Here is a 20840-nt window from a genome sequence, read left to right on the forward strand (position 1 = left end):
TCGTTATGGGGCCTGCAGGCCGAACTCGGCCTCGGCGAATCCGTGCTGCTTGACGCTCCCGTCCAGCGCCTGCAGCACCTCGAGCAAAGCCTGCATCCGGTCCAGCGGCCAGGCATTCGGGCCGTCCGACAGGGCGCGCTCGGGGTCCGGGTGGGTCTCCATGAACACCCCGGCCACGCCGGCCGCCACCGCCGCCCGCGCCAGCACCGGCACGAACTCGCGCTGCCCGCCGGAGGCACTGCCCTTGCCGCCGGGCAGCTGCACCGAGTGCGTGGCGTCGAACACCACCGGGCAGCCGGTCTCGCGCATGACCGCCAGGCTGCGCATGTCGGAGACCAGGTTGTTGTAGCCGAAGGTGAAGCCGCGCTCGCACACCAGGATCTGCTCGTTGCCGGTGGAGCGCGCCTTGTCGACCACGTTGCCCATCTCCCAGGGCGAGAGGAACTGGCCCTTCTTGATGTTGACCGGGCGGCCCTGGGACGAGACACGCAGGATGAAATTGGTCTGGCGGCAGAGGAATGCCGGCGTCTGCAGCACGTCCGCCACGGCCGCGGCCTCGTCCAGGGGCGTGTCCTCGTGGACGTCCGTGAGCACCGGCACGCCGAGCTGGCGCCGCACTTCGGAGAGCACCCTGAGGCCCTCCTCCATGCCCGGCCCGCGGAAGCTGCCCGCCGAGCTACGGTTGGCCTTGTCGAAGGATGACTTGTAGATGAACGGCATGCCGAGGCCGTCGGTGATCTCCTTCAGCCGGCCGGCGGTATCGATGGCGAGCTGTTCGCTCTCCACCACGCAGGTGCCGGCGATGAGGAACAGCGGCCGGTCCAGCCCCGCCTCGAAGTGGGCGAGCTTCATGCCCGCGCGGCCTCCGGCACCTCGCCTTCCCGGTAGCGGCGCGCGGCGCTGATGAAACCGGTGAACAGCGGATGGCCGTCGCGGGGGTTGGAGGTGAATTCGGGGTGGAACTGGCTCGCCAGGAACCAGGGATGATCCGGCAGTTCCACCATCTCCACCAGGTCGTCCAGCGACGTGCCCGAGAAGCGCATGCCCGCCTCCTCCAGCGCCGGCCGGTAGTTGTTGTTCACCTCGTAGCGGTGCCGGTGGCGCTCGTGCACGGTCGGCTTGCCGTAGGTCTCGCGGGCCAGCGAGCCTTCGGCCAGCTGCACGGGCTGCGCGCCGAGGCGCATGGAGCCGCCCAGGTCGGAATCCTCGTCGCGCTCCTCCACGCGGCCTTCCTCGGTCTGCCACTCGGTGATGAGCGCGATCACCGGGTGCGGCGTGCTGCGCTCGAATTCCGTGCTGTGGGCCCCCTCCATCCCGGCCACGTGGCGGGCGAATTCGATCACCGCCACCTGCAGGCCGAGGCAGATGCCGAGATAAGGGATGCCGTTCTCCCGCGCGAGCTGCACGGCGCTGATCTTGCCCTCGACCCCGCGCTCGCCGAAACCGCCGGGCACCAGGATGGCATCCATGTCCCGCAGGCAGTCCGCACCGTCCGTCTCGATGTCCTGGGACTCGAAGTAATGGATATTCACCCGGGTGGACGTGTGGATGCCCGCGTGCAGCAGCGCCTCGGACAGCGAGATGTAGGAGTCGCGGAAGTCCACGTACTTGCCCACCATCGCCACGTTGACCTCGCCGGTGGGATGCTGCTTCGCGTGCACCACGTCCTCCCACTCGCCGAGGTCGGCCGGCGGCAGTTCCATGCCGAGATGGTCGACCACGATCTGGTCCAGGCCCTGGTCGCGCAGCACCATCGGGATCTTGTAGAGGTCGTCCACGTCGATGGCGGAGATCACCGCGTTCTCGGCCACGTTGGTGAACAGCGCGATCTTGCGCCGCTGCTCGGCGGGCAGCGGATGCTCGGAACGGCAGACCAGCACGTCCGGCTGGATGCCGATGGAGCGCAGTTCTTTCACCGAGTGCTGGGTGGGCTTGGTCTTGATCTCCGAGGAGGTGGCGATGTAGGGCACCAGCGTCAGATGCACGTACACCACCCGGTCGCGGCCTTCCTCCACGCCCATCTGGCGGATAGCCTCCATGAACGGCAGCGACTCGATGTCGCCCACCGTGCCGCCGATCTCCACCATGCAGACGTCGGCGTCGCCGGCGCCCCGGCGCACGCTCTCCTTGATCTCGTCGGTGATGTGCGGGATCACCTGCACCGTGGCGCCCAGGTAGTCGCCGCGGCGTTCCTTGGCGATGACGCTCTCGTAGATGCGCCCGGTGGTGAAGTTGCTGTTGCGCCCGGTGGTCGTGCGCACGAAGCGCTCGTAGTGGCCCAGGTCCAGGTCGGTCTCCGTACCGTCCGCGGTCACGAATACCTCACCGTGCTGGAAGGGGCTCATCGTGCCCGGGTCCACGTTGATGTAGGGGTCCAGCTTGATCATGCTGATCTTCAGGCCGCGGGACTCCAGGATGGCGCCGAGGCAGGCGGAGGTGATGCCCTTGCCGAGTGAGGAGACCACACCGCCGGTGATGAATACGTAGCACGTCATGGAAGAACCCCGCGGGGATGTCGGCCAATAGCAAGGGGCCGGAGTAAGCACACGTTCTACCGCCCAAAGACAGTGCCCGGGCGTATGCTTACTCCGACCCCCAACTCAAGCCCGACGGATGTTGAATGACGGTACTCAAAGCTACCAGAAGCCGACCGGGCAAACAATCGGGACAGTGCCGCGGCGACGCTCAGTACAGCGGCGGACGGCCCTCCCAGACCACGGCGATGCCGCCTTCGCAGCGCCGTTGCGCCGCCATCCAGAGATCGGCCACGGCCACGAGTTCGTCGCCGCAGTAGACCAGCGGCAGCCGCCCGCGCATCCAGGGCACGATGCCCTCCTCGCGCAGCAGCTCCTTCAGCCGCCGCGTGGGGCGGTCGGCCGCCGGCGCCAGGCTCTCCCCGCCGCTGCGGAAGCGCACCTCGCAGCCGCCCGCGGCCAGCGCGGGATCCAGCCCCATCGCCGCCCCGGGCCGCATCACCAGCCGGCCGAGACCGCCCGGCAGCTCCAGCGTGTCGCCGGGCGCCAGCGCGAGCGGCCCGGCAGGGATCCCGGGCGGCTCGCCACGGAGCAGATAGAGACGATCCCGGAAGCGGCGGACCTCCGCCTCGCCGAGACGCAGCCGCGGTTGTTCGGCCGGGCCGGCCAGCACCTCGTCGAGCAACCGATCCAGGTGGCGCGCGTCGGGTGCCCGGCAACCGCCGCTGCGCAGCCAGTGCCGCAGCGCATTGCCCTGCCGCGCCCGTGGCAGCCGCCGCAGCCGCCCGGCGTCCAGCCGGCCCTCGCCCGCATCGCAGCGGTCCAGGTCGGCGGCGGCCAGCTGGCGCAGCAGCCCGGCGCCCTCGGCGAGGTGGCGGGCACTGCGCGCGGCACTGCGGTCCGCCGCGGGCCAGCGCTCGAGCAGCCGCGGCACGATCTCCCTGCGCAGATAGCTGCGGTCGAAGCGCGGGTCGCTGTTGGCGGGATCCTCCAGCCAGTCGATGCCACGGGCGCGGAGGTAGTCGCAGAGCTCGTCGCGGTCCCGGTCCAGCAGCGGACGCAGCAGCCGGCCCGCGCCGAAAGGGGCGACGGCCGGCATGGCGGCGAGTCCCGGCAGCCCGGCGCCGCGCATGAGCTGCAGCAGGACGGTCTCCAGCTGATCCTGTCGGTGCTGGGCCGTCAGCAGGCACTCGCCGGGTTCCAGCGCCGCGGCCAGCAGCCGGTAGCGCGCCTGCCGCGCGGCGCCCTCGACTCCCTCCGCATCGATGGCCTCCCGGGTGATGTCGGCCCGCAGCACGTGGCATTCCACGCCCAGCGAGGCGGCCGCGCGCGCGCAGTGCCCGGCCCAGTCGGCCGATTCCGCCTGCAGGCCGTGATCGACGTGCAGCGCCCGCACCCGGCTGTCCGCCAGCGAGGCGGCGGCATGCAGCAGCGCCGTCGAATCCGCGCCGCCGCTGAAGGCGACGACCAGGGGGGGTAGCGGCTCGGCGCGCGCGAGGCCGAGCCGGCCGCGCAGCGTGTCCTCGAGGGCGCCGGAACCGAAGGCCGGCGGTTCAGCCGTCCCTGAACTCGCCAAAGGATGCCAGCCGCCGGTGGCGCTGCTCCAGCACCTGGCCGATATCGCCCGCCTCCAGCTCGTCCAGGTGTCTGATGAGCGCGTTCTTCAGGGTCTCCGCGGCGGCGCGGGGATCGCGATGGGCGCCGCCGAGGGGTTCGGGGATGATCTCGTCGATTAGCTTGTACTGGTGCAGGCTCTTCGCCGTGATACGCATCGCCTCGGCGGCTTCCCTCGCCTTCTCGGCACTCTTCCACAGGATGGAGGCGCAGCCTTCCGGCGAGATCACGCTGTAGACGGCGTACTGCAGCATCAGCAGCCGGTCGCCCACGCCGATGGCGAGCGCGCCGCCGGACCCGCCTTCGCCGATGACCACCGAGATGATGGGCGTCTCCAGTTCCGCCATCACGAACAGGCTGCGCGCGATCGCCTCGCTCTGTCCGCGCTCCTCCGCGCCCACCCCCGGGTAGGCCCCCGGCGTGTCGATCAGCGTGATCACCGGCAGCGAGAACTTCTCGGCCAGCTGCATCAGCCGCTGCGCCTTGCGGTAGCCCTCCGGCTTCGGCATGCCGTAGTTGCGCCGCACGCGCTCTTTCGTGTCGCGGCCCTTCTGGTGACCGATCACCATCACCGCGCGGCCCTCCAGTCGGGCCAGCCCGCCCACGATGGCATGATCGTCCGCGTACATGCGGTCGCCGTGCAGCTCTCGGAAGCCGTCGAACACCAGCGGCAGGTAATCCAGGGTGTACGGCCGCATGGGGTGACGGGCGAGCTGGGCAATCTGCCAGGCGCTGAGGTCGGAGAATATGCTGCGGGTGAGCGCCTCGCTCTTCGACTTCAGCCGCCCGATCTCCTCGCCGATGTTCACCTCGGAGTCGTCGCCCACGAAGCGCAGCTCGTCGATCTTCGCCTCCAGCTCGGCGATCGGCTGTTCGAAATCCAGAAACTTGAGATCCATCGCCATATCCGGTGCCGGCGCCCTCCCCCGCCTACGACCTGCGTGTCACGCGAACGACAAGCCTACTACAAAGACGGCTGATCCGCGGCGTAGACCAGCCGCACGCCGCCGCGGCCGAGCAGATCCTCGAGCTTGTCTCTGAGGTCGCGGGTCGGGCGGATGCACCAGTCCTCGCCCAGATTGAGCCGCACGGTGGCGTCGCTGCCCACGTACTGCACGGCCACGTCGCAGCGCGCCCGCCCGCCCTGGCCGCCGGCCGCACCGCCGCCCGGACCATTGTCCGAGCCAGTGCCCGGACCATTACCCGGGCCATAACGATAGGGCAGCAGGATCTCGTGCAGGCTGTTCAGCACCTCCCGGCCGCTGCCGTTCACGTCCAGCGAGAGCACCAGATGCCGGGCCCGCTCCTCGATCACCCGGTCGATGTCGCGCACGGTCCTGGCCACCACGGTCCAGCCGTCGATGAACTCGTCGTAGCGCATGCGGCCCTCGACCACGATGATGCGGTCCTTGACCAGCAGATGGCGGTTCTCCATGAACGCCTCGGAGAACAGGCTGGTCTCGATGCGGCCGGTGTCGTCGTCCAGCACCACCGTGACCCGGTTGCCGCGCTTGCGGATATCGATGATCAGCCCGGCCACGACCACCTCCCGACGCGACTGGGAATAGTCCCGCTCGCCGTTGTCCGTGCTGGGCGGCCGGGCCGAGGTGATGTCGCGGAGCGTCCCGGAGGTGAAATGGCGGGCGTCGCCGGCGACCGAGTGGAAGGGGTGGCCGGTGAGATACAGGCCCAGGCTCTCCTTCTCCGCCGCGAGTCGCTCCTGCTCGTTCCATTCCGCCAGCTGGGGGCTTGCCTGGGGCGTCGGCCGCGGCGGTGCGGCCGTCGGCAGCCCGAACAGGTCGTCCTGGCCCGCGGCCGAGGCGCGCGCCTCCTGCTCGGCGCTCTTCACCGCCTCCGGCAGCAGGGTCATCAGCGTGCGGCGATTGGCGCCGATGCCGTCCATGGCGCCCGCCTTGATCAGGGCCTCCAGGGTGCGCCGGTTCACCCGTTCCAGGTCGGCCCGGCGGCAGAAGTCCATCAGGTCCCGGTATGGGCCGTTCGCCTCGCGCTCCGCCACGATGGACTCCACCGCGCCGCGGCCGACGCCCTTGATCGCGCCGAGGCCGTAGCGGATGGCCTCGCCGCGGGAGACACCGAAGACGAAATCCGAGCGGTTGACGTCCGGCGGCTCGATCTCGATGCCCATCTCCCGGCAATCGTCCTTCAGCGAGACGAGCTTGTCGGTGTGATCCATGTCGGTGGACATCACGGCGGCCATGAACGCGGCCGGGTAATGGGCCTTCAGCCATGCCGTCTGATAAGACAGCACCGCGTAGGCGGCGGAGTGGCTCTTGTTGAAACCGTAGCCCGCAAACTTCTCCATCAGGTCGAAGATGTGGGTGGCGGTGGCGGACTCGACGCCGCGGGCCTCGGCGCCGCTCACGAACACCTCCCGCTGCTTGGCCATCTCCTCGGGCTTCTTCTTGCCCATGGCGCGGCGCAGCAGGTCGGCGCCGCCGAGCGTGTAGCCGGCCAGCACCTGAGCGATCTGCATGACCTGCTCCTGGTACAGGATCACGCCGTAGGTAGGCTTCAGCACCGGCTCGAGATCCGGATGCAGGTAGTCGATCACGGCGTTCTGATCGCCGTGCTTGCGCGCGATGAAGTCGTCCACCATGCCCGACTGCAGGGGCCCCGGCCGGAACAGCGCCACCAGGGCCACCAGATCCTCGAAGGAATCCGGCTGCAGACGCTTGATGAGATCCTTCATGCCGCGGGATTCGAGCTGGAAAACGGCGGTGGTGCGGCAGGCGCGCAGCAGCTCGAAGGTCTGCGCATCGTCCATCGCCACCTCGCCGATGTCGATCGCCGGCTCTCCCTGGCGTGCCCGTTCGGCGTTCACGTTGGCCACGGCGCGGTCGATCACGGTGAGGGTGCGCAGTCCGAGGAAGTCGAACTTCACCAGGCCGGCCGCCTCGACGTCGTCCTTGTCGAACTGGGTGACGACGTTGTGCCCGCCCTCCTCGCAGTACAGCGGGGCGAAGTCGGTGAGCGTGGTGGGGGCGATCACTACGCCGCCGGCATGCTTGCCGGCATTGCGTACCAGGCCCTCGAGCTTGCGCGCCAGGTCGATGACGCCGCGCACCTCCTCGTCGTCGCGACAGAGCTGGGCCAGCTCCGGCTCTCCCTCCAGCGCCTTCTCCAGGGTGATGCCCAGCTCGAACGGAATCAGCTTGGCGATGCGGTCCACGAAGCCGTAGGGGTGGCCGAGCACCCGGCCCGCATCGCGCACGACGGCCTTCGCGGCCATGGTGCCGTAGGTGATGATCTGGGAGACCTGGTCGCGGCCGTAGCGCTCGGCCACATAGTCGATGACCCGGTCGCGGCCCTCCATGCAGAAGTCCACGTCGAAATCCGGCATGGAGACCCGTTCCGGGTTCAGGAAGCGCTCGAACAGGAGGTCGTGCTCCAGCGGGTCCAGGTCGGTGATGCCGAGCACCCAGGCCACCAGCGAGCCGGCCCCGGAGCCACGGCCGGGCCCCACCGGCACGCCGTTTTCCCGCGCCCAGCGGATGAAGTCGGCCACGATCAGGAAGTAGCCCGGGAAGCCCATGCTGCAGATGACTTCCAGTTCGCGCTCGAGCCGCGCCTCGTAGTCGGCCCGGGTGCCGCCGCGCAGCCCCCCGGCCGCCAGCTTTTCCTCGAGCCGTGCGGCCGCCTCCAGGCGCAGGTGCTCGTCGGGGGTTCGCCCCGCCGGCACGGGGAATTCCGGCAGGAAGCTCTCGCCCAGGCGCATCTCCACATTGCAGCGCCGCGCGATCTCCACGCTGTTGGCGAGCGCCTCGGGCAGGTCGGCGAACAGTTCCGCCATCTCTTCCGCGCTGCGCAGGTACTGGCGGTCGCTGTAGTCCTTGGGACGGTCGCCGTCTTCGAGGGTGCGGCCCTGGTGTATGCACACCCGGGCCTCGTGGGCGTCGTAGTCGTCCGCCGCCAGGAAACGCACGTCGTTGGTGGCCACCAGCGGCAGCCCGAGGCGGTCGCCCAGGCCCACGGCCTCCGCCAGGCACGCATCCTCGCCCGGCCGCCCGGTGCGCGTGACCTCCAGGTAGAAACGGTCCGGGAACAGCCGCGCCCAGTGCTCGCTGCGCTCGGCCACCAGGTCCTCGCGGCCGGAGATCACGGCGCGGCCGATGTCGCCCTGGATGCCGCCCGACAGCGCGATCAGACCGGCGGTCGTGTCCGCGTCCAGCCATTCGCGCCGCGCCATGGGCACGCCCCGGTACTGGCCCTCCAGGTAGGTGCGCGTCACCAGGCGCGTGAGGTTGCGGTAGCCGGCCCGGTTCTGGCACAGCAGCACCAGGTGACTCGGGCGCCGGGGATCGTCCTCGTCGGCGAGCAGCAGGTCGAGCCCGATCAGCGGCTTGACGCCGCGGGCGAGCGCGCTCCGGTAGAACTTCACCAGCGCGAACAGGTTGCTCTGGTCGGTGAGCGCGACCGCCGGCATGCCGTGGTCGGCGACGGCGGACATCAGCGGCCCGATCCGCACGACGCTGTCCACCAGCGAATACTCGGTATGCAGATGCAGATGGACGAAAGGTTTCACTGGTCACACCCCGCGCCCGGCAACATCTCCAGCACCGCCTGCGCTGCCAGGCCATCGGCGCCCCGGGCGAGTTCTGCATGGATTCTAGCAAACTCGCGCTCGGCCTCGGCGCGGCGCTCCGGCTCGTCGAGCCAGGCCGCCAGCGCCGGCCCCATGCGCTCCGCCACGGCCTCTTCCTGCAGGAATTCGGGCACCAGCGTGCGCCCCGCCAGCAGGTTCGGCAGGGCGAAATTCTCCACCCGGATGAGATTCAGCGACCGCACCAGCGCCAGCGTGGTCGGCGACAGCCGGTACGCCACCACCATCGGACGGCCGTACAGCGCCGTCTCCAACGTGGCCGTTCCGGAGGTCACGAGAGCGACGTCGCAGGCGGCCAGCGGCAGGTCCACGCCGCTGTCGCACAGCGTCACGGGCAGGTCGGGCGCGACCTCCGCCAGTGCCGCCTCGAAAGCCGAGCGGGCACCGGCGCCGGCCAGCGCGGCCACGAAGCGGATGCCCGGCCGCCGGCGGGCCAGCCACTCCGCCGTGCGGATGAAGTGCGGCGCCAGCCGCCCCACCTCGCCGGCCCGGCTGCCCGGCAGCAGCGCCACCACCTCGCCGGCACCATCGTCCCCGCGGCTGCTGTCGCCATTGCCGTCGCTATTGCCGTCGCTATTGCCGTCGCTATTGCCGTCGCCATTACGATAGCCATTCGCCAGACCGAGCGCGCGGCGGGCCGCAGCGACGTCCGGCTCCCGCGGGATGGACTCGGCCCGGGGATGGCCGACGAACACGGCATCCAGGCCGCGCTCGTCGTAGAAGCGTTTCTCGAACGGCAGCAGGCAGAGCACCCGGTCGCAGGCCTTGCGGATCTTCTTCAGCCGCCGCGGCCGCCAGGCCCAGACCGAGGGGCTGACGTACTGCACGGTGGTGACGCCCCGGCGGCGGAGCTTCTTCTCCAGACCCAGGTTGAAGTCCGGCGCGTCGATGCCCACCAGCAGATCGGGGGGTGCGGCGGACCAGCGCCGCACCAGCGAGCGGCGGATGGAGAACAGACGGGGCAGATGGCCGACGACCTCGGCGATGCCCATCACCGCCAGCGCATCGGTATCGAAAAGGGCGTCGCAGCCCGCCTCCCGCATGGCCGGCCCGGCCACGCCCTCGAAACGGGCGCCGGGGCGGCGTTCGCGGATGGCGGCGATCAGTCCGGCGCCGAGACGATCCCCGGAAGCCTCGCCGGCGACGACGGCGATGAGCGGGCTGCCTGACTCTCGCGCCACGCCCCGGTCAGCGGATGATGCTCCGCTCCGAGGAGCGGATGGACTCCACCATGGGCAGGAGTTCCGGCTGTTCCGCGGCCAGGGTGCTGAGTGTCTCCAGCGCCTCGGCAAGCTTCTGCCCGCTGCGGTAGAGGATGCGATAGGCCTCGCGGATATTGCGGATCTGCTCCTTCGTGAAACCCCGGCGCTTCAGCCCTTCCGCGTTGATGCCGCGGGGCTCGCCCGGCTGACCCATCACCATGACGTAGGCCGGCACGTCCTTGGAGACGCCGGCGTACATGCCGAGGAAGCAGTGGGCGCCGACGCGGCAAAACTGGTGGGCGCCGGAGAAGCCGGCGAAGATGGCCCAGTCGCCCACGTGCACGTGGCCGGCCAGCGTGGCGTTGTTGGCCATGATCACGTTGTTGCCCACCTGGCAGTCGTGGGCGATGTGCACGTAGGCCATCAGCCAGTTGTCGTCGCCGATGCGGGTCACGCCGACGTCCTGGGCGGTGCCCCGGTTGATGCTGCAGTATTCGCGGATGGTGTTGCGGTCGCCGATCTCGAGCCGCGTGTCCTCGCCGGCGTATTTCTTGTCCTGGGGGTCGTCGCCCACGGAGGCGAACTGGAAGATGCGGTTGTCCCGGCCGATGCGGGTGGGCCCGCGGATGACCACGTGCGGACCGATGCGCGTCCCCGCGCCGATCTCCACGTTCGGGCCGACGATGCTGTACGGCCCGATCTCCACGTCGTCGTCGATGCGGGCCGACGGGTCGATGATGGCGGTCTCGTGGATGCCCATCCCCTCCTCCGTCAGCGTCCCGGCGCGCACATGAGTTCCACCTCGGCCGCGGTCTCCCCGTCCACGGTGGCGGTGCCCCGGAACCGCACCACGTTGCGGATGCGCCGCGTCAGGCTCACTTCCAGGCGCAGCTGGTCCCCCGGCACCACCGGCCGGCGGAAGCGGGCCTTGTCGACGCCCACCAGGAAATACATGTTGCCGGAGTCCGGGGAATCGAAGGAGGTGAAGGTCAGCAGGCCGGTGGCCTGGGCCAGCGCCTCGATGATCAGCACGCCCGGCATGACCGGCCGGCCGTGGAAATGACCCTCGAAGAACTCCTCGTTGATGGTGACGTTCTTCACTGCCACGAGCCGCTTGCCCTTCTCGTTCTCCAGCACCCTGTCCACCAGCAGGAAGGGATAACGATGGGGCAGCAGCTCCATGATGCCGCGGATATCGATCCGCGAGAATTCAGTCGGATCCTTTTCTTCCAATGTCTCTTCCAATCCCGAGCGCCTTCTCCAACTGCTTCAGCCTGCGCGCCATGCGGTCGATCTGGCGGAAGCGGGCCACGTTCCTGCGGTATGCGGCGATCTCCTGATGGGGCATCGCACTGCCGTACATACCGGGCTTGCGGATATCGCTGGTGACCATGCAGCGGCCGCCCAGGATCACGTCGTCGGCGATCGTCACGTGCCCGACGACGCCGGAAGCGCCCCCGAACAGGCAGCGTTTGCCGATCCGGGTGCTGCCGGCGATCCCCACCATCGCGGCCAGCGCCGAATGATCCCCGATGCGCACATTGTGCGCTATCTGCACCAGGTTATCGATCCTGACCCCGTCGCCGATCACGGTGTCCTCGATGGCGCCCCGGTCCACGCAGCTGTTGGCGCCGATCTCGACGTCGTCGCCGATGGTGACCGAACCCACCTGGGGCACCTTGATCCAGCCCTCCGGCGCGCGGGCGATGCCGAAGCCGTCGGCGCCGATCACCGCTCCCGGGTGGATCAGGCAGCGCGCGCCGAGGCGCACGCCGTGGCAAAGCGTGACGTTGGCGACGAGGCGGGTGCCCTCGCCCAGCCGGCAGTCCGCTTCCACGACCGAGTTGGGCCCGACGGCGACGTGCTCGCCGAGCACCACGCCGGGACCGATGCGCGCGCCCGGCCCGACCGCGGCGGAAGCCGGTATAACGGCCGAGCCGTCGACCGTGGCCGACTCGCTCACGCCGGGCTCGGGCAGCCGCGGCGGATACAGCAGCGAGGCGACCCGGGCATAGGTCAGGTAGGGGTCGGCGCAGACCAGCGCCGGCACCGGACAGGCGTCGGCCTCGTCGGCGGCGAGCAGCACGGCGCCTGCTGCCGTGTCGGCCAGCGCGGAACGATAGGCGGGGTTGGCGAGGAAGGAGACGGCGTCCGGCCCGGCGCTGGCGAGGGTGGCCACGCGGCTGACCGCTACGTCCGGATCGCCGTGCAGTTCGCAGCCGAACCGGGCGGCGATCTCGCCGAGCGTCAGGCTCACGCCGTCGGCCCCGTCACCGTGCGGGCCGCCGCGCCTACTCGGAAGCGGACCCGGCGTCGAAGTTGCCCTGCAGCTCGCGCAGGACCTCGTCGGTGATGTTCACCACGTCGCTGGCATACAGCACGCCGTCGCCGACGATGAGATCGTAGCCGGAGGCGCGGGCGTAATCCTGCACTTCCTTCAGCAGAGAGCGCTGCAGTTTGCCGAGTTCCTCGTTCACCCGCAGGTTGTAGTCCTCGCGGAACTCCTCCAGCAGACGCTGGGTGTCACGCTGGGACTCCCGCAGCTCGCGCTCGGCCGTGCGCCGCTCCTCCTCGCTCATCACCGCGAGGTCGCGCTGCACCTGCTCGCTGCGGCTCTGGAACTCCTCCTGCTTGGCACGGATGCTGCGCTCCCTCGGCGCGAACTCCTGCTGCAGCTCGGCCATGGATGCCTGCGCCTGCGGTGCCTCCTTCAGGAGGCGCGGCAGCGAGACCACGCCGATCTTGATGCCGGACTGCGCCCACGCCTGCGACAGGGGCATCGCCAGCGCCAGCAGTGCCAGTGCGAGGATGGAAAATCCGAGGGGTCCTTGATGGGTCTTGAATTTCATACCGTTTCCCGTGCTTGAAAGAGGCGTCAAAATGCATTTCCGATCGAGAACTGAAAGCGCTCGACCCGATCACCGAAGATGCGATCCGTGCCCGAGACTTCGTTCAGCGGCAATGCATAACTGAAGCGGAAGAGGCCCAGCGGAGCCAGCCACTCGGCGGCGATGCCGACGGACTGTCTCAGTTCACCCGATTCGAAGTCGTAGGTGATCGGGTCACCGAGCCGGTCGGTGAAGGCCACCTCTCCCGTATTGAAGACGTTGCCGATGTCGTAGAACAGGCTGAAGCGCGTACGGCCGCGCAGGCCCTCGGGGACCGGGATTATAAGCTCAAGCTGGCTCGTGACCAAAAGGTTGCCGCCGTAGGGATTGCCGAAGCTGTCCACCGGTCCCAGGTCCGACTCCGCGAAGCCGCGCACCGAGCCCGGACCACCGGCGTAGAACTGCTTGTACGGCGGCAGCGCCGTGGTCTCGTTGATGCCCTCGCCGAAAGCGAACTCCGAGGCGAAGGAGACGATCCAGTTGCGGGTGATCGGGAAGTACTTCTGCAGGTCGTAGCGCGCCGTGTAGTACTCCACGTCGCTGCCCGGCACGGCGGCGGAGACGACGAAGCGCTGGCGCGTGCCCCGGTCGGCGAAGATGGCCCGGTTGCGGCTGTCGTAGGTCCAGCCGAGCACCATCTCCAGCGTCTTGAAGTCGGTCACGAACAGCGAATTGCCGTTACCGAGGTCCTCGATCCGCGGGTTGCCGTTGTTCAGCACCCATTCCTGGGCCTGCTGCGTGCTGAAGGTCGAGGCGACGAGCTCGGCGTCCTGCAGCGCCAGGCCGAAGGACAGCGTCTGGTACTCGGTGATCGGGTAGCCGTAGTCGATGCCGGCGGTGATCGTCTCGGTGGAGAAGTCGGACGCGGACGAGGTGAACTGGGTGATGTCGCGGTAGCCGACGGACAGCGTGCGCCGGACGCCGTCGATGGTCCGGTAGGGGTCCGTGTACGAGAGGCTGTAGGCCGTACTGAATCGCCCGGAATTGATCTCGGCCTGCACCCGGTTGCCGGTGCCGAGGAAATTCGAATGCACGAAATTGCCGTTCAGGATCAGCTTCTGGGCCTCGGAATAGCCGACGCCGCCGCCGAACTGTCCGGGCAGGCCGTATTTCAGGTCGTAGTTCACGTCGACCAGGTCCGGGGTGCCCGGCACCGGCGCGGTGTCGACCTGCACTTCCTCGATGTAGGGCAGGCGCTGCAGGCGGACCTTCGAGCGGTCGACGAGCGTGTTGGAGAGATAGCCGCCCTCCATCTGGCGCATCTCCCGGCGCAGCACCTCGTCGGCCACGCTGTCGATGCCGTTGAAGTTGATGCGGCGCACGTACACCCGGTTGTTGGGCTCGATGTAGATCGTGACGTCGGCGAGCTTGTTCTCCCGGTCCAGGTCGGGCACCGGCTCGACCTCGGCCTGGGCATAGCCGTCGGCGCCCAGGCGGAAGGAGATCAGCTCCGAGGTCTGGGTGAGCCGCTGCAGGTTGAAGGTCTCGCCGGGTTTCGCGAGGATCAGCCGCTCCAGCTCCTCCCGCGGCACCACCATCTCGCCCGCCAGCTTGATATTGGAGATCTCGTAGCGCTCGCCTTCGCGCACGTTGATGGTGATGTAGATGTCCTTTCTGTCCGGGCTGATCGCCACCTGGGTGGATTCCACCTCGAAGTCGGCGAAGCCCCGGTCCATGTAGAACGAGCGCAGGCTCTCCAGGTCGCCGGACAGCGATTCCTTGGCGTAGCGGTCGTCCTGGCGGATGAACGAGAGCCAGTTGGGCGTCTGCAGTTCGAACTGGTCGCGGATCTCCTCGTCGCGGAACTCCTCGTTGCCGACGATGTTGATCTGGCGGATACGGGCGCGCTCGCCTTCCTTCACGTCGATGGAGATGGCCACCTGGTTGTTCGGCCGGTCCTCCACGTTCGCGACCACCGAGACGCCGTACTTGCCGCGGCTGTAGTACTGCTCGGTCAGGAAGCGGGTCACCTCCTCCAGCACCGAGCGGTCGAAGGTCTTGCCGCGGGCGAGCCCCACGCCGCGCAGCGACTGCGTCAGATCCTCGGTCTTGATGTCCTTGTTGCCCTCGATGGTGAACTCGGCGATGGAGGGCCGCTCCTGCACCTCGATCACCAGGGTGTCGCCGTCGCGCCGGAAGGCGATGTCCTCGAACAGCCCCTGCCGGTACAGGGCGCGGATGGCCTCGCGCACCCGCTGGGGCGTGAGCGTGTCGCCGAGGTTGATCGGCAGATAATTGAACACGGTGCCCTCGGAGATGCGCTGCAGGCCTTCCACCCGCATGTCGCGCACCACGAACTCCTCGGCCCGCGCCGTCAGGGCCGCCGTCGACAGCAGAGCCAGTGCGAGTAACAGCCAGCCGCCGCGTAGCCGCGGGCGGCCGGCGCGATCAGGAGTCGTATGCCGATCGGACGAGAACAAACCGTGATTCCTTATGGCGCGAAGATACGCGTTAGGTCGTTGTAGAAAGCGAGGCCCATGATAGCGATTAGCGCGAGTATTCCAACCTGCTGGCCGATCATCTGCGCCCGCTCGGACAACGGGGTGCCCTTCACCCACTCCACCGTCTGGTAGACGATCTGGCCGCCGTCCAGCATGGGGATCGGCAGCAGGTTCAGCACACCGAGGCTGATGCTCACCACCGCCAGGAAGCCGATGAAATACTCGCTGCCGGCGCTGGCGGACGAGCCTGCGTACTGGGCGATGTTCACCGGCCCGCTTATGTTCTTCAGGGAGACGTCGCCGACCACCATGCGGAACAGCATGCGGACGGTGAAGACCGTGGTGTCCACCATCTTGCCGGTGGCCTTCGCCACCGCCTCCAGCGGTCCGTATTCCTGGATGCTGATGCGCCGCTCGGAGGGCTCGATGCGGTTGCTGATGCCGAGGATGCCGCGGCGCTCGCCGTCGCTCTCCATCTCGCCCAGCGTGGTCTCCACAGTACGGCTGTCGCCGTCGCGACTGTAGGTGATGGCCACCGTCTCCCCCGGCCGCGGCGACAGGGCCTCGGTCAGCTCCCGCCAGCTCGCCACGGACTCGCCGTCGACCGCCTCGATACGATCTCCCGATGCGAGCCCGGCCGCCTCGGCCGCACTGTCCGGGTTGACCTCGCCCACCACCACCGGCGGCGACCACGGGCGGAATCCGAGCCCGTCGAACAGCACCCCCGGCTCCGTCAGCCGCGCCGCATCACGGCCCACGTCGATGGTCAGCCGCTCGGTGGAGCCGTCCGCGCGCTCCACCGTGAGCGGCACGCGGCCGTCGTCGACCATGTCGCCGAGCAGTGTGATCAGCGTATCCTCCCAGCCGGAAACGTCCCTGCCGCCGACCTGCAGGATCCGGTCTTCGTAGGCCAGGCCCGCTTCGGCCGCGTAGGAGTCGGGCTCCACCTCACCGACCACCGGCGCCACCACGGCCACACCCTGGACGAACAGTATCCAGTAGGCGGCGATGGCGAACAGGAAATTGAAGGCAGGGCCGGCGAACAGGACGGCGATGCGCTGGGGTACCGGCTTCTGGTCGAAGGCGCGGCCCTGGTCCTCGGGGGCGATCTCGGTCTCGCGCCCGTCCAGCAGTTTGACGTAGCCGCCCAGCGGCAGCGCGGAGATGCAGTACTCGGTGTCGTCCGCGCCGCGCCGTATGCTCCACAGCGGCTTGCCGAAGCCGATGGAGTAGCGCAGCACCTTGATGCCGAACAGCCGCGCGACGATGTAATGGCCGTACTCGTGAATGGCGATCAGCAGGCTGATCGCCACGATGAAGGCCACGACGGATGTCAGTATGGTGCCCAAAAACCGGTTCCCCGCGCGCAAAGTCCGCCAGTATAAAGGATGGCCCCGCGCCTGCGGACGCCGTCCCGCCCACACAGACAGACAGCGCCGGCGTGGCGGGGGTTCCCCACCCGGTGCCGGGCGCACGCGGTGCCCGTGACCCGGCTCATGACAACTCGAGCAGTCTCAGCATCAACAGGAACAGGGGCGAGGCGGCCGCCAGGCTGTCCACCCGGTCCAGCACGCCGCCATGGCCCGGGAACAGGTGACCGCTGTCCTTCACGCCGGCGCTGCGCTTGAACAGGCTCACGGTCAGGTCGCCGATGATCGACAGCAGCGCTGCGGCCAGCGACAGCGGCAGCAGTACCGCCAGCGAGATGCCGAACCACCAGGCGCCGCCGATGCAGACCAGCGTGGCGGCGGCCAGACCGCCGAACACCCCTTCCCAGGTCTTGCCGGGACTGACCTTCGGCGCGAGCTTCACGCGGCCGTAGCGCCGGCCGGCGAAATAGGCACCGATGTCCGCGGACCAGATGACGGCGAGCACGAACAGCACCACCTGCGGCCCCCTCGGCTCGCCCATGTACAGCGTGCCCAGCGCCAGATAAGCCGGCACCAGGGTGGCGAGCCCGCCCACCCAGATCAGCCAGCGCGGCACGCGGATGGGATAGCGCACCACCAGCACGGCCGCCACCAGCCAGAAGCCCAGCGAGGCCAGCAGTACGGGCAGCAGCGGCAGAAACTGGGGCACCGCCCACCAGACCGTGGCGATCGCCAACGCCAGCACCGCGGGGAACAGCCCGCGCGCGGCCCCCTCGGCGCCCAGGAAGGCCGACCATTCCCAGCCGCCGGCGACGATCAGCACGCCGAGCAGCACGAGGGTCAGCGGCGGCGGAAACACGAACAGCGCGAGCAGGATCAGCACGACCGCGATCACCGCGGTGATGACACGCTGGCGCAGCATCATCCGACCTCGAGCTGTTCCTGGGTACGGCCGTAGCGCCGCTTGCGCTGTGCGAAATAGGCGAGTGCCTCGTGGAACTCCGCGGCGTCGAAATCCGGCCACAGCGTGTCGCTGAAGTAAAGCTCCGTGTAGGCCAGGTTCCAGAGCAGGAAATTCGAGATGCGACGCTCGCCGCCGGTGCGGATCAGGAGGTCCGGGTCCGGACAGCCGGCCAGTGCCAGCCGGGAGGCCACCGCCTCCTCGTCGACGGATTCCACGCTGCGCCGGCCCTCCGCCACCTCGGCGGCCAGCGACCGGGCCGCCTGGCCGATGTCCCAGCGCCCGCCGTAGGCCGCCGCGATGACCAGCCGCAGGCCGGTGTTGTCGGCGGTGCGGCGCTCGGCTTCCTCCATCTGCCGCACCAGGCCGCCGGGCAGCCGCTCCCGCGCGCCGACGAAGGTCAGTTTCACGCGGTTCTCGTGCAGTTCCGTCACTTCGCGCTTCAGCGACTCGACGAACAGCCGCATGAGCCCGGTGACCTCCTCCCGGGGCCGCGACCAGTTCTCGCTGGAGAACGCGAACAGGGTGAGATACTCGATGCCCAGCTTGCCGCAGGTCTCGACGGTGGTCCGCACCGGCCCGATGCCCGAGCGGTGCCCGAGCTGGCGTGGCAATCCGCGGCGCCGCGCCCAGCGCCCGTTGCCGTCCATGATGACGGCCACGTGGCGCGGCAGTGTCGCGGGCGGGCTGTCGGGCGTTTTGCTCATCGGCGGGCCATGGGTAACGTGAGACGAGGGTCTCTCAGAACTCGAGGAGTTCCTTTTCTTTCACGGCCAGTTCCTGGTCCACTTCGGCCACGTACTTGTCGGTGAGCTGCTGGATGGACTCTTCCGCGCGGCGCTCGTCGTCCTCGCTGATCTCCTTCTCCTTCAGGAGTTCCTTGAGGTCGTGCATGGCGTCGCGGCGGATGTTGCGAATGGCGACGCGGCCGCCCTCCGCCTCGTGGCGCACGATGCGAATCATGTCCTTGCGCCGCTCCTCGGTCAGCGGCGGGAGCGGCACGCGGATGACCGTGCCGGCCGTCGCCGGGTTCAGACCGAGGTCGGAATTCATGATGGCCTTCTCCACCACCGGCACCATCTGCTTCTCGTACGGCGCCACCGTGAGCGTGCGGGAATCTTCCACACCGACGTTGGCCACCTGGTTCAGCGGCACCTCCGCCCCGTAGTACTCCACGTGGATGTGGTCCAGCAGGCTGGTGTGCGCGCGCCCGGTGCGCAGCTTCGTGAACTCCTGTTTCAGCGATACCACACTCTTCTTCATGCGCTCCGCCGCGTCTTTCTTGATGTCCTCTATCACTCCGTGTCTCCGCTGATCATTAGCCCTGGTTGGTGACGAGGGTGCCGACGTCCTCGCCGCGCACCACCCGCAGAAGAGCGCCGGGCCGCGTCAGGTCGAAGATCCTGAGCGGCAGGCCGTTGTCACGGCACATGACAATCGCCGTGGCATCCATGACGTTCAGCTTGTCGGTCAGCACCTGGTCGAAAGACACCGTCGAGTAGCGCCGGGCATCCGGAACCGTGACCGGATCTGCGCTGTAGACGCCGTCCACCTTGGTGGCCTTCAGCAGTATGTCCGCGCCCACCTCGATCGCGCGCAGGCTGGCCGCGGTGTCGGTCGTGAAGAACGGATTGCCGGTGCCGGCGGCGAGGATGACCACCCGGCCCTTCTCCAGGTGGCGGATGGCACGGCGCCGGATGTAGTCCTCGCAGACCTCGTGGATCTGCAGCGCGGACATCACCCGGGCGTAGACGCCGAGACGCTCCAGGGCATCCTGCAGCGCCAGCGCGTTAATGACGGTGGCGAGCATGCCCATGTGATCGCCGGTGACCCGGTCCATGCCGGCGCGGGCCAGGCCCGCGCCGCGGAAGATGTTTCCGCCGCCGATCACCACGCCCACCTCGATGCCCAGGTCGCGCACGTCGCGCAGCTCGCCGGCGATGCGCTTGATGATCTCGGGATCGATACCGTAGTCGAGGCTGCCGAGCAGCGCCTCGCCACTCAGTTTCAGCAGGATGCGCTTCAGACCTGGCTCGGCTTCAGACATAGGCGGAGCGACTCCGGGCGTTGCCGCGGCCGGGTACCGTAGAGACGGTCCCTGGCCCGGCGTACGACAAGGCGTACGATAAGAACTGCCCCGCGCGAGCGGGGCCGCTCGATTCTATCCTACCGGGCAGCGCGGAGGCCATCGGCGGGATCCGGCGCGGGCCTCAACTGCCCTGAATCTGGGCCATCACCTCTTCGGCGAAGTTCTCTTCCTTCTTCTCGATGCCCTCACCGACCTCGTAGCGCACGAAGCGCTGCACGGTGGCGCCGGCCTTGCCCAGCAGCTTGCCGACGGTGACGTCCGGGTCTTTCACGAACGGCTGGCCCACCAGCGTGATCTCCGACAGCCACTTGCGCAGGCGCCCCTCCACCATCTTCTCGATGATCTCGGCCGGCTTGCCGCTGTCCCGGGCCTGCTCGGTGAGGATGCGCCGCTCGGAGGCGAGCTGCTCGGGGTCCACGTCCTCCTCGCTGATGCAGGCGGGATTGGACGCGGCCACGTGCATGGCCAGATCCCGGGCCAGCTCGGCATCGCCACCCTCGAGCACGACCACGGAGCCGATGCGCGAACCGTGGCTGTAGACGCCGGTATTGCCGTCGGCCGGCACCACGACGAAGCGGCGCACGCCGATGTTCTCGCCCACCTTGGCGATCAGTGCCTTGCGGGCCTCCTCGACGGTCTGGCCGTCCAGGTCGGCGGCCATCAGCTCGTCGAGGCCGGACGGGCGGCGGGCCAGCACCAGCGCGGTCACCTTGTCGGCGAAGGCGGAGAAGTTCTCGTCCTTGGCGACGAAGTCGGTCTCGGAATTCACCTCGACCACGGCCACGGCGTCGTCACCGGTGGCGATGACGATCTTGCCGTCGGCGGCCACGCGGCCGGCCTTCTTGTCCGCCTTGGCCTGGCCGGACTTGCGCAGCTGCTCGACCGCAGCCTCCAGGTCGCCGTCCGTCTCCACCAGTGCCTTCTTGCACTCCATCATGCCTGCGCCGGTACGTTCGCGCAGTTCCTTGACCATCGCTGCAGTTACAGCCATCTCTCTACCTCGTAGTCCTTGCGGACGGGGCCGCGATGACGCGCCACGCCCATGATCCTTCAGTCAAATCGCCCGCCCGACCCGCCAGGGCGCGGGCTCGCAGGAAGGCTCAGCCCTCCTTCTTCGACTCCCCGGCTTCCTTTCCGGCTTCGTCGCCGGCCGGCTCCGCCGCCTCGGCGGCTGCCTCGG

17 protein-coding genes are annotated in these 20840 nt (G+C 68.8%); all 17 read right to left on the reverse strand.

Annotation, left to right across the window (positions count from 1 at the left end; genetic code table 11):
* Positions 1–3: 3 nt before the first annotated feature.
* The 17 genes from kdsA to tsf all read right to left on the reverse strand — a co-directional run bounded on the left by kdsA (position 4) and on the right by tsf (position 20651).
* Positions 4–852, reverse strand: coding sequence for a 3-deoxy-8-phosphooctulonate synthase (gene kdsA, locus ACJMK0_RS13750; RefSeq protein ID WP_405238979.1), 849 nt, complete (start codon positions 850–852; stop codon positions 4–6).
* Entirely contained in the window at positions 849–2495 is a 1647-nt protein-coding gene (locus ACJMK0_RS13755; protein ID WP_405238980.1) for a CTP synthase, read from the reverse strand. Before ACJMK0_RS13755 ends, kdsA begins: the two co-directional genes overlap by 4 nt.
* 190 nt (positions 2496–2685) lie before the next feature.
* The gene (tilS, locus tag ACJMK0_RS13760) at positions 2686–4050 is read right to left on the reverse strand and encodes a tRNA lysidine(34) synthetase TilS (protein WP_405238981.1); all 1365 of its coding nucleotides are present in this window, start codon (positions 4048–4050) and stop codon (positions 2686–2688) included.
* Positions 4028–4987 (reverse strand): acetyl-CoA carboxylase carboxyltransferase subunit alpha, encoded by a 960-nt coding sequence (locus ACJMK0_RS13765; RefSeq protein ID WP_405238982.1) that lies wholly within the window; start codon positions 4985–4987, stop codon positions 4028–4030. Before ACJMK0_RS13765 ends, tilS begins: the two co-directional genes overlap by 23 nt.
* 65 nt (positions 4988–5052) lie before the next feature.
* A complete protein-coding gene (dnaE, locus tag ACJMK0_RS13770) occupies positions 5053–8631 on the reverse strand; it encodes a DNA polymerase III subunit alpha (protein WP_405238983.1) in 3579 nt (1192 codons plus the stop codon).
* The gene (lpxB, locus tag ACJMK0_RS13775) at positions 8628–9890 is read right to left on the reverse strand and encodes a lipid-A-disaccharide synthase (RefSeq protein WP_405238984.1); all 1263 of its coding nucleotides are present in this window, start codon (positions 9888–9890) and stop codon (positions 8628–8630) included. Before lpxB ends, dnaE begins: the two co-directional genes overlap by 4 nt.
* 7 nt (positions 9891–9897) lie before the next feature.
* Positions 9898–10671 carry an acyl-ACP--UDP-N-acetylglucosamine O-acyltransferase gene (gene lpxA / locus ACJMK0_RS13780; RefSeq protein WP_405239073.1) on the reverse strand — a complete coding sequence of 258 codons (774 nt, stop codon included), beginning with the start codon at positions 10669–10671 and terminating at the stop codon, positions 9898–9900.
* 11 nt (positions 10672–10682) lie between these two features.
* A complete protein-coding gene (gene fabZ, locus ACJMK0_RS13785; protein ID WP_405239075.1) occupies positions 10683–11093 on the reverse strand; it encodes a 3-hydroxyacyl-ACP dehydratase FabZ in 411 nt (136 codons plus the stop codon).
* Between the two features lie 28 nt (positions 11094–11121).
* Positions 11122–12168, reverse strand: a complete 1047-nt coding sequence (gene lpxD, locus ACJMK0_RS13790; RefSeq protein WP_405238985.1) for a UDP-3-O-(3-hydroxymyristoyl)glucosamine N-acyltransferase — start codon at positions 12166–12168, stop codon at positions 11122–11124.
* A 34-nt stretch (positions 12169–12202) separates the two neighbouring features.
* Entirely contained in the window at positions 12203–12760 is a 558-nt protein-coding gene (locus tag ACJMK0_RS13795) for an OmpH family outer membrane protein (protein WP_405238986.1), read from the reverse strand.
* 26 nt (positions 12761–12786) lie between these two features.
* Positions 12787–15219 (reverse strand): outer membrane protein assembly factor BamA, encoded by a 2433-nt coding sequence (bamA, locus tag ACJMK0_RS13800; RefSeq protein WP_405238987.1) that lies wholly within the window; start codon positions 15217–15219, stop codon positions 12787–12789.
* Between the two features lie 11 nt (positions 15220–15230).
* Complete coding sequence (gene rseP, locus ACJMK0_RS13805; RefSeq protein WP_405238988.1) at positions 15231–16589, reverse strand: RIP metalloprotease RseP; 1359 nt, start codon at positions 16587–16589, stop codon at positions 15231–15233.
* A gap of 145 nt (positions 16590–16734) precedes the next feature.
* Complete coding sequence (locus ACJMK0_RS13810) at positions 16735–17535, reverse strand: phosphatidate cytidylyltransferase (RefSeq protein ID WP_405238989.1); 801 nt, start codon at positions 17533–17535, stop codon at positions 16735–16737.
* Entirely contained in the window at positions 17532–18278 is a 747-nt protein-coding gene (gene uppS, locus ACJMK0_RS13815) for a polyprenyl diphosphate synthase (protein ID WP_405238990.1), read from the reverse strand. Before uppS ends, ACJMK0_RS13810 begins: the two co-directional genes overlap by 4 nt.
* Positions 18279–18312: 34 nt before the next feature.
* Positions 18313–18870 carry a ribosome recycling factor gene (gene frr / locus ACJMK0_RS13820; RefSeq protein WP_405238992.1) on the reverse strand — a complete coding sequence of 186 codons (558 nt, stop codon included), beginning with the start codon at positions 18868–18870 and terminating at the stop codon, positions 18313–18315.
* Between the two features lie 19 nt (positions 18871–18889).
* Positions 18890–19618, reverse strand: a complete 729-nt coding sequence (gene pyrH / locus ACJMK0_RS13825) for a UMP kinase (protein ID WP_405238994.1) — start codon at positions 19616–19618, stop codon at positions 18890–18892.
* 163 nt (positions 19619–19781) lie between these two features.
* Entirely contained in the window at positions 19782–20651 is an 870-nt protein-coding gene (gene tsf / locus ACJMK0_RS13830; protein ID WP_405238996.1) for a translation elongation factor Ts, read from the reverse strand.
* Between the last annotated feature and the right edge of the window lie 189 nt (positions 20652–20840).

Origin of the sequence: Lentisalinibacter orientalis (genome assembly GCF_040706535.1) — a bacterium.
GTDB lineage: Bacteria > Pseudomonadota > Gammaproteobacteria > Steroidobacterales > Woeseiaceae > Lentisalinibacter > Lentisalinibacter orientalis.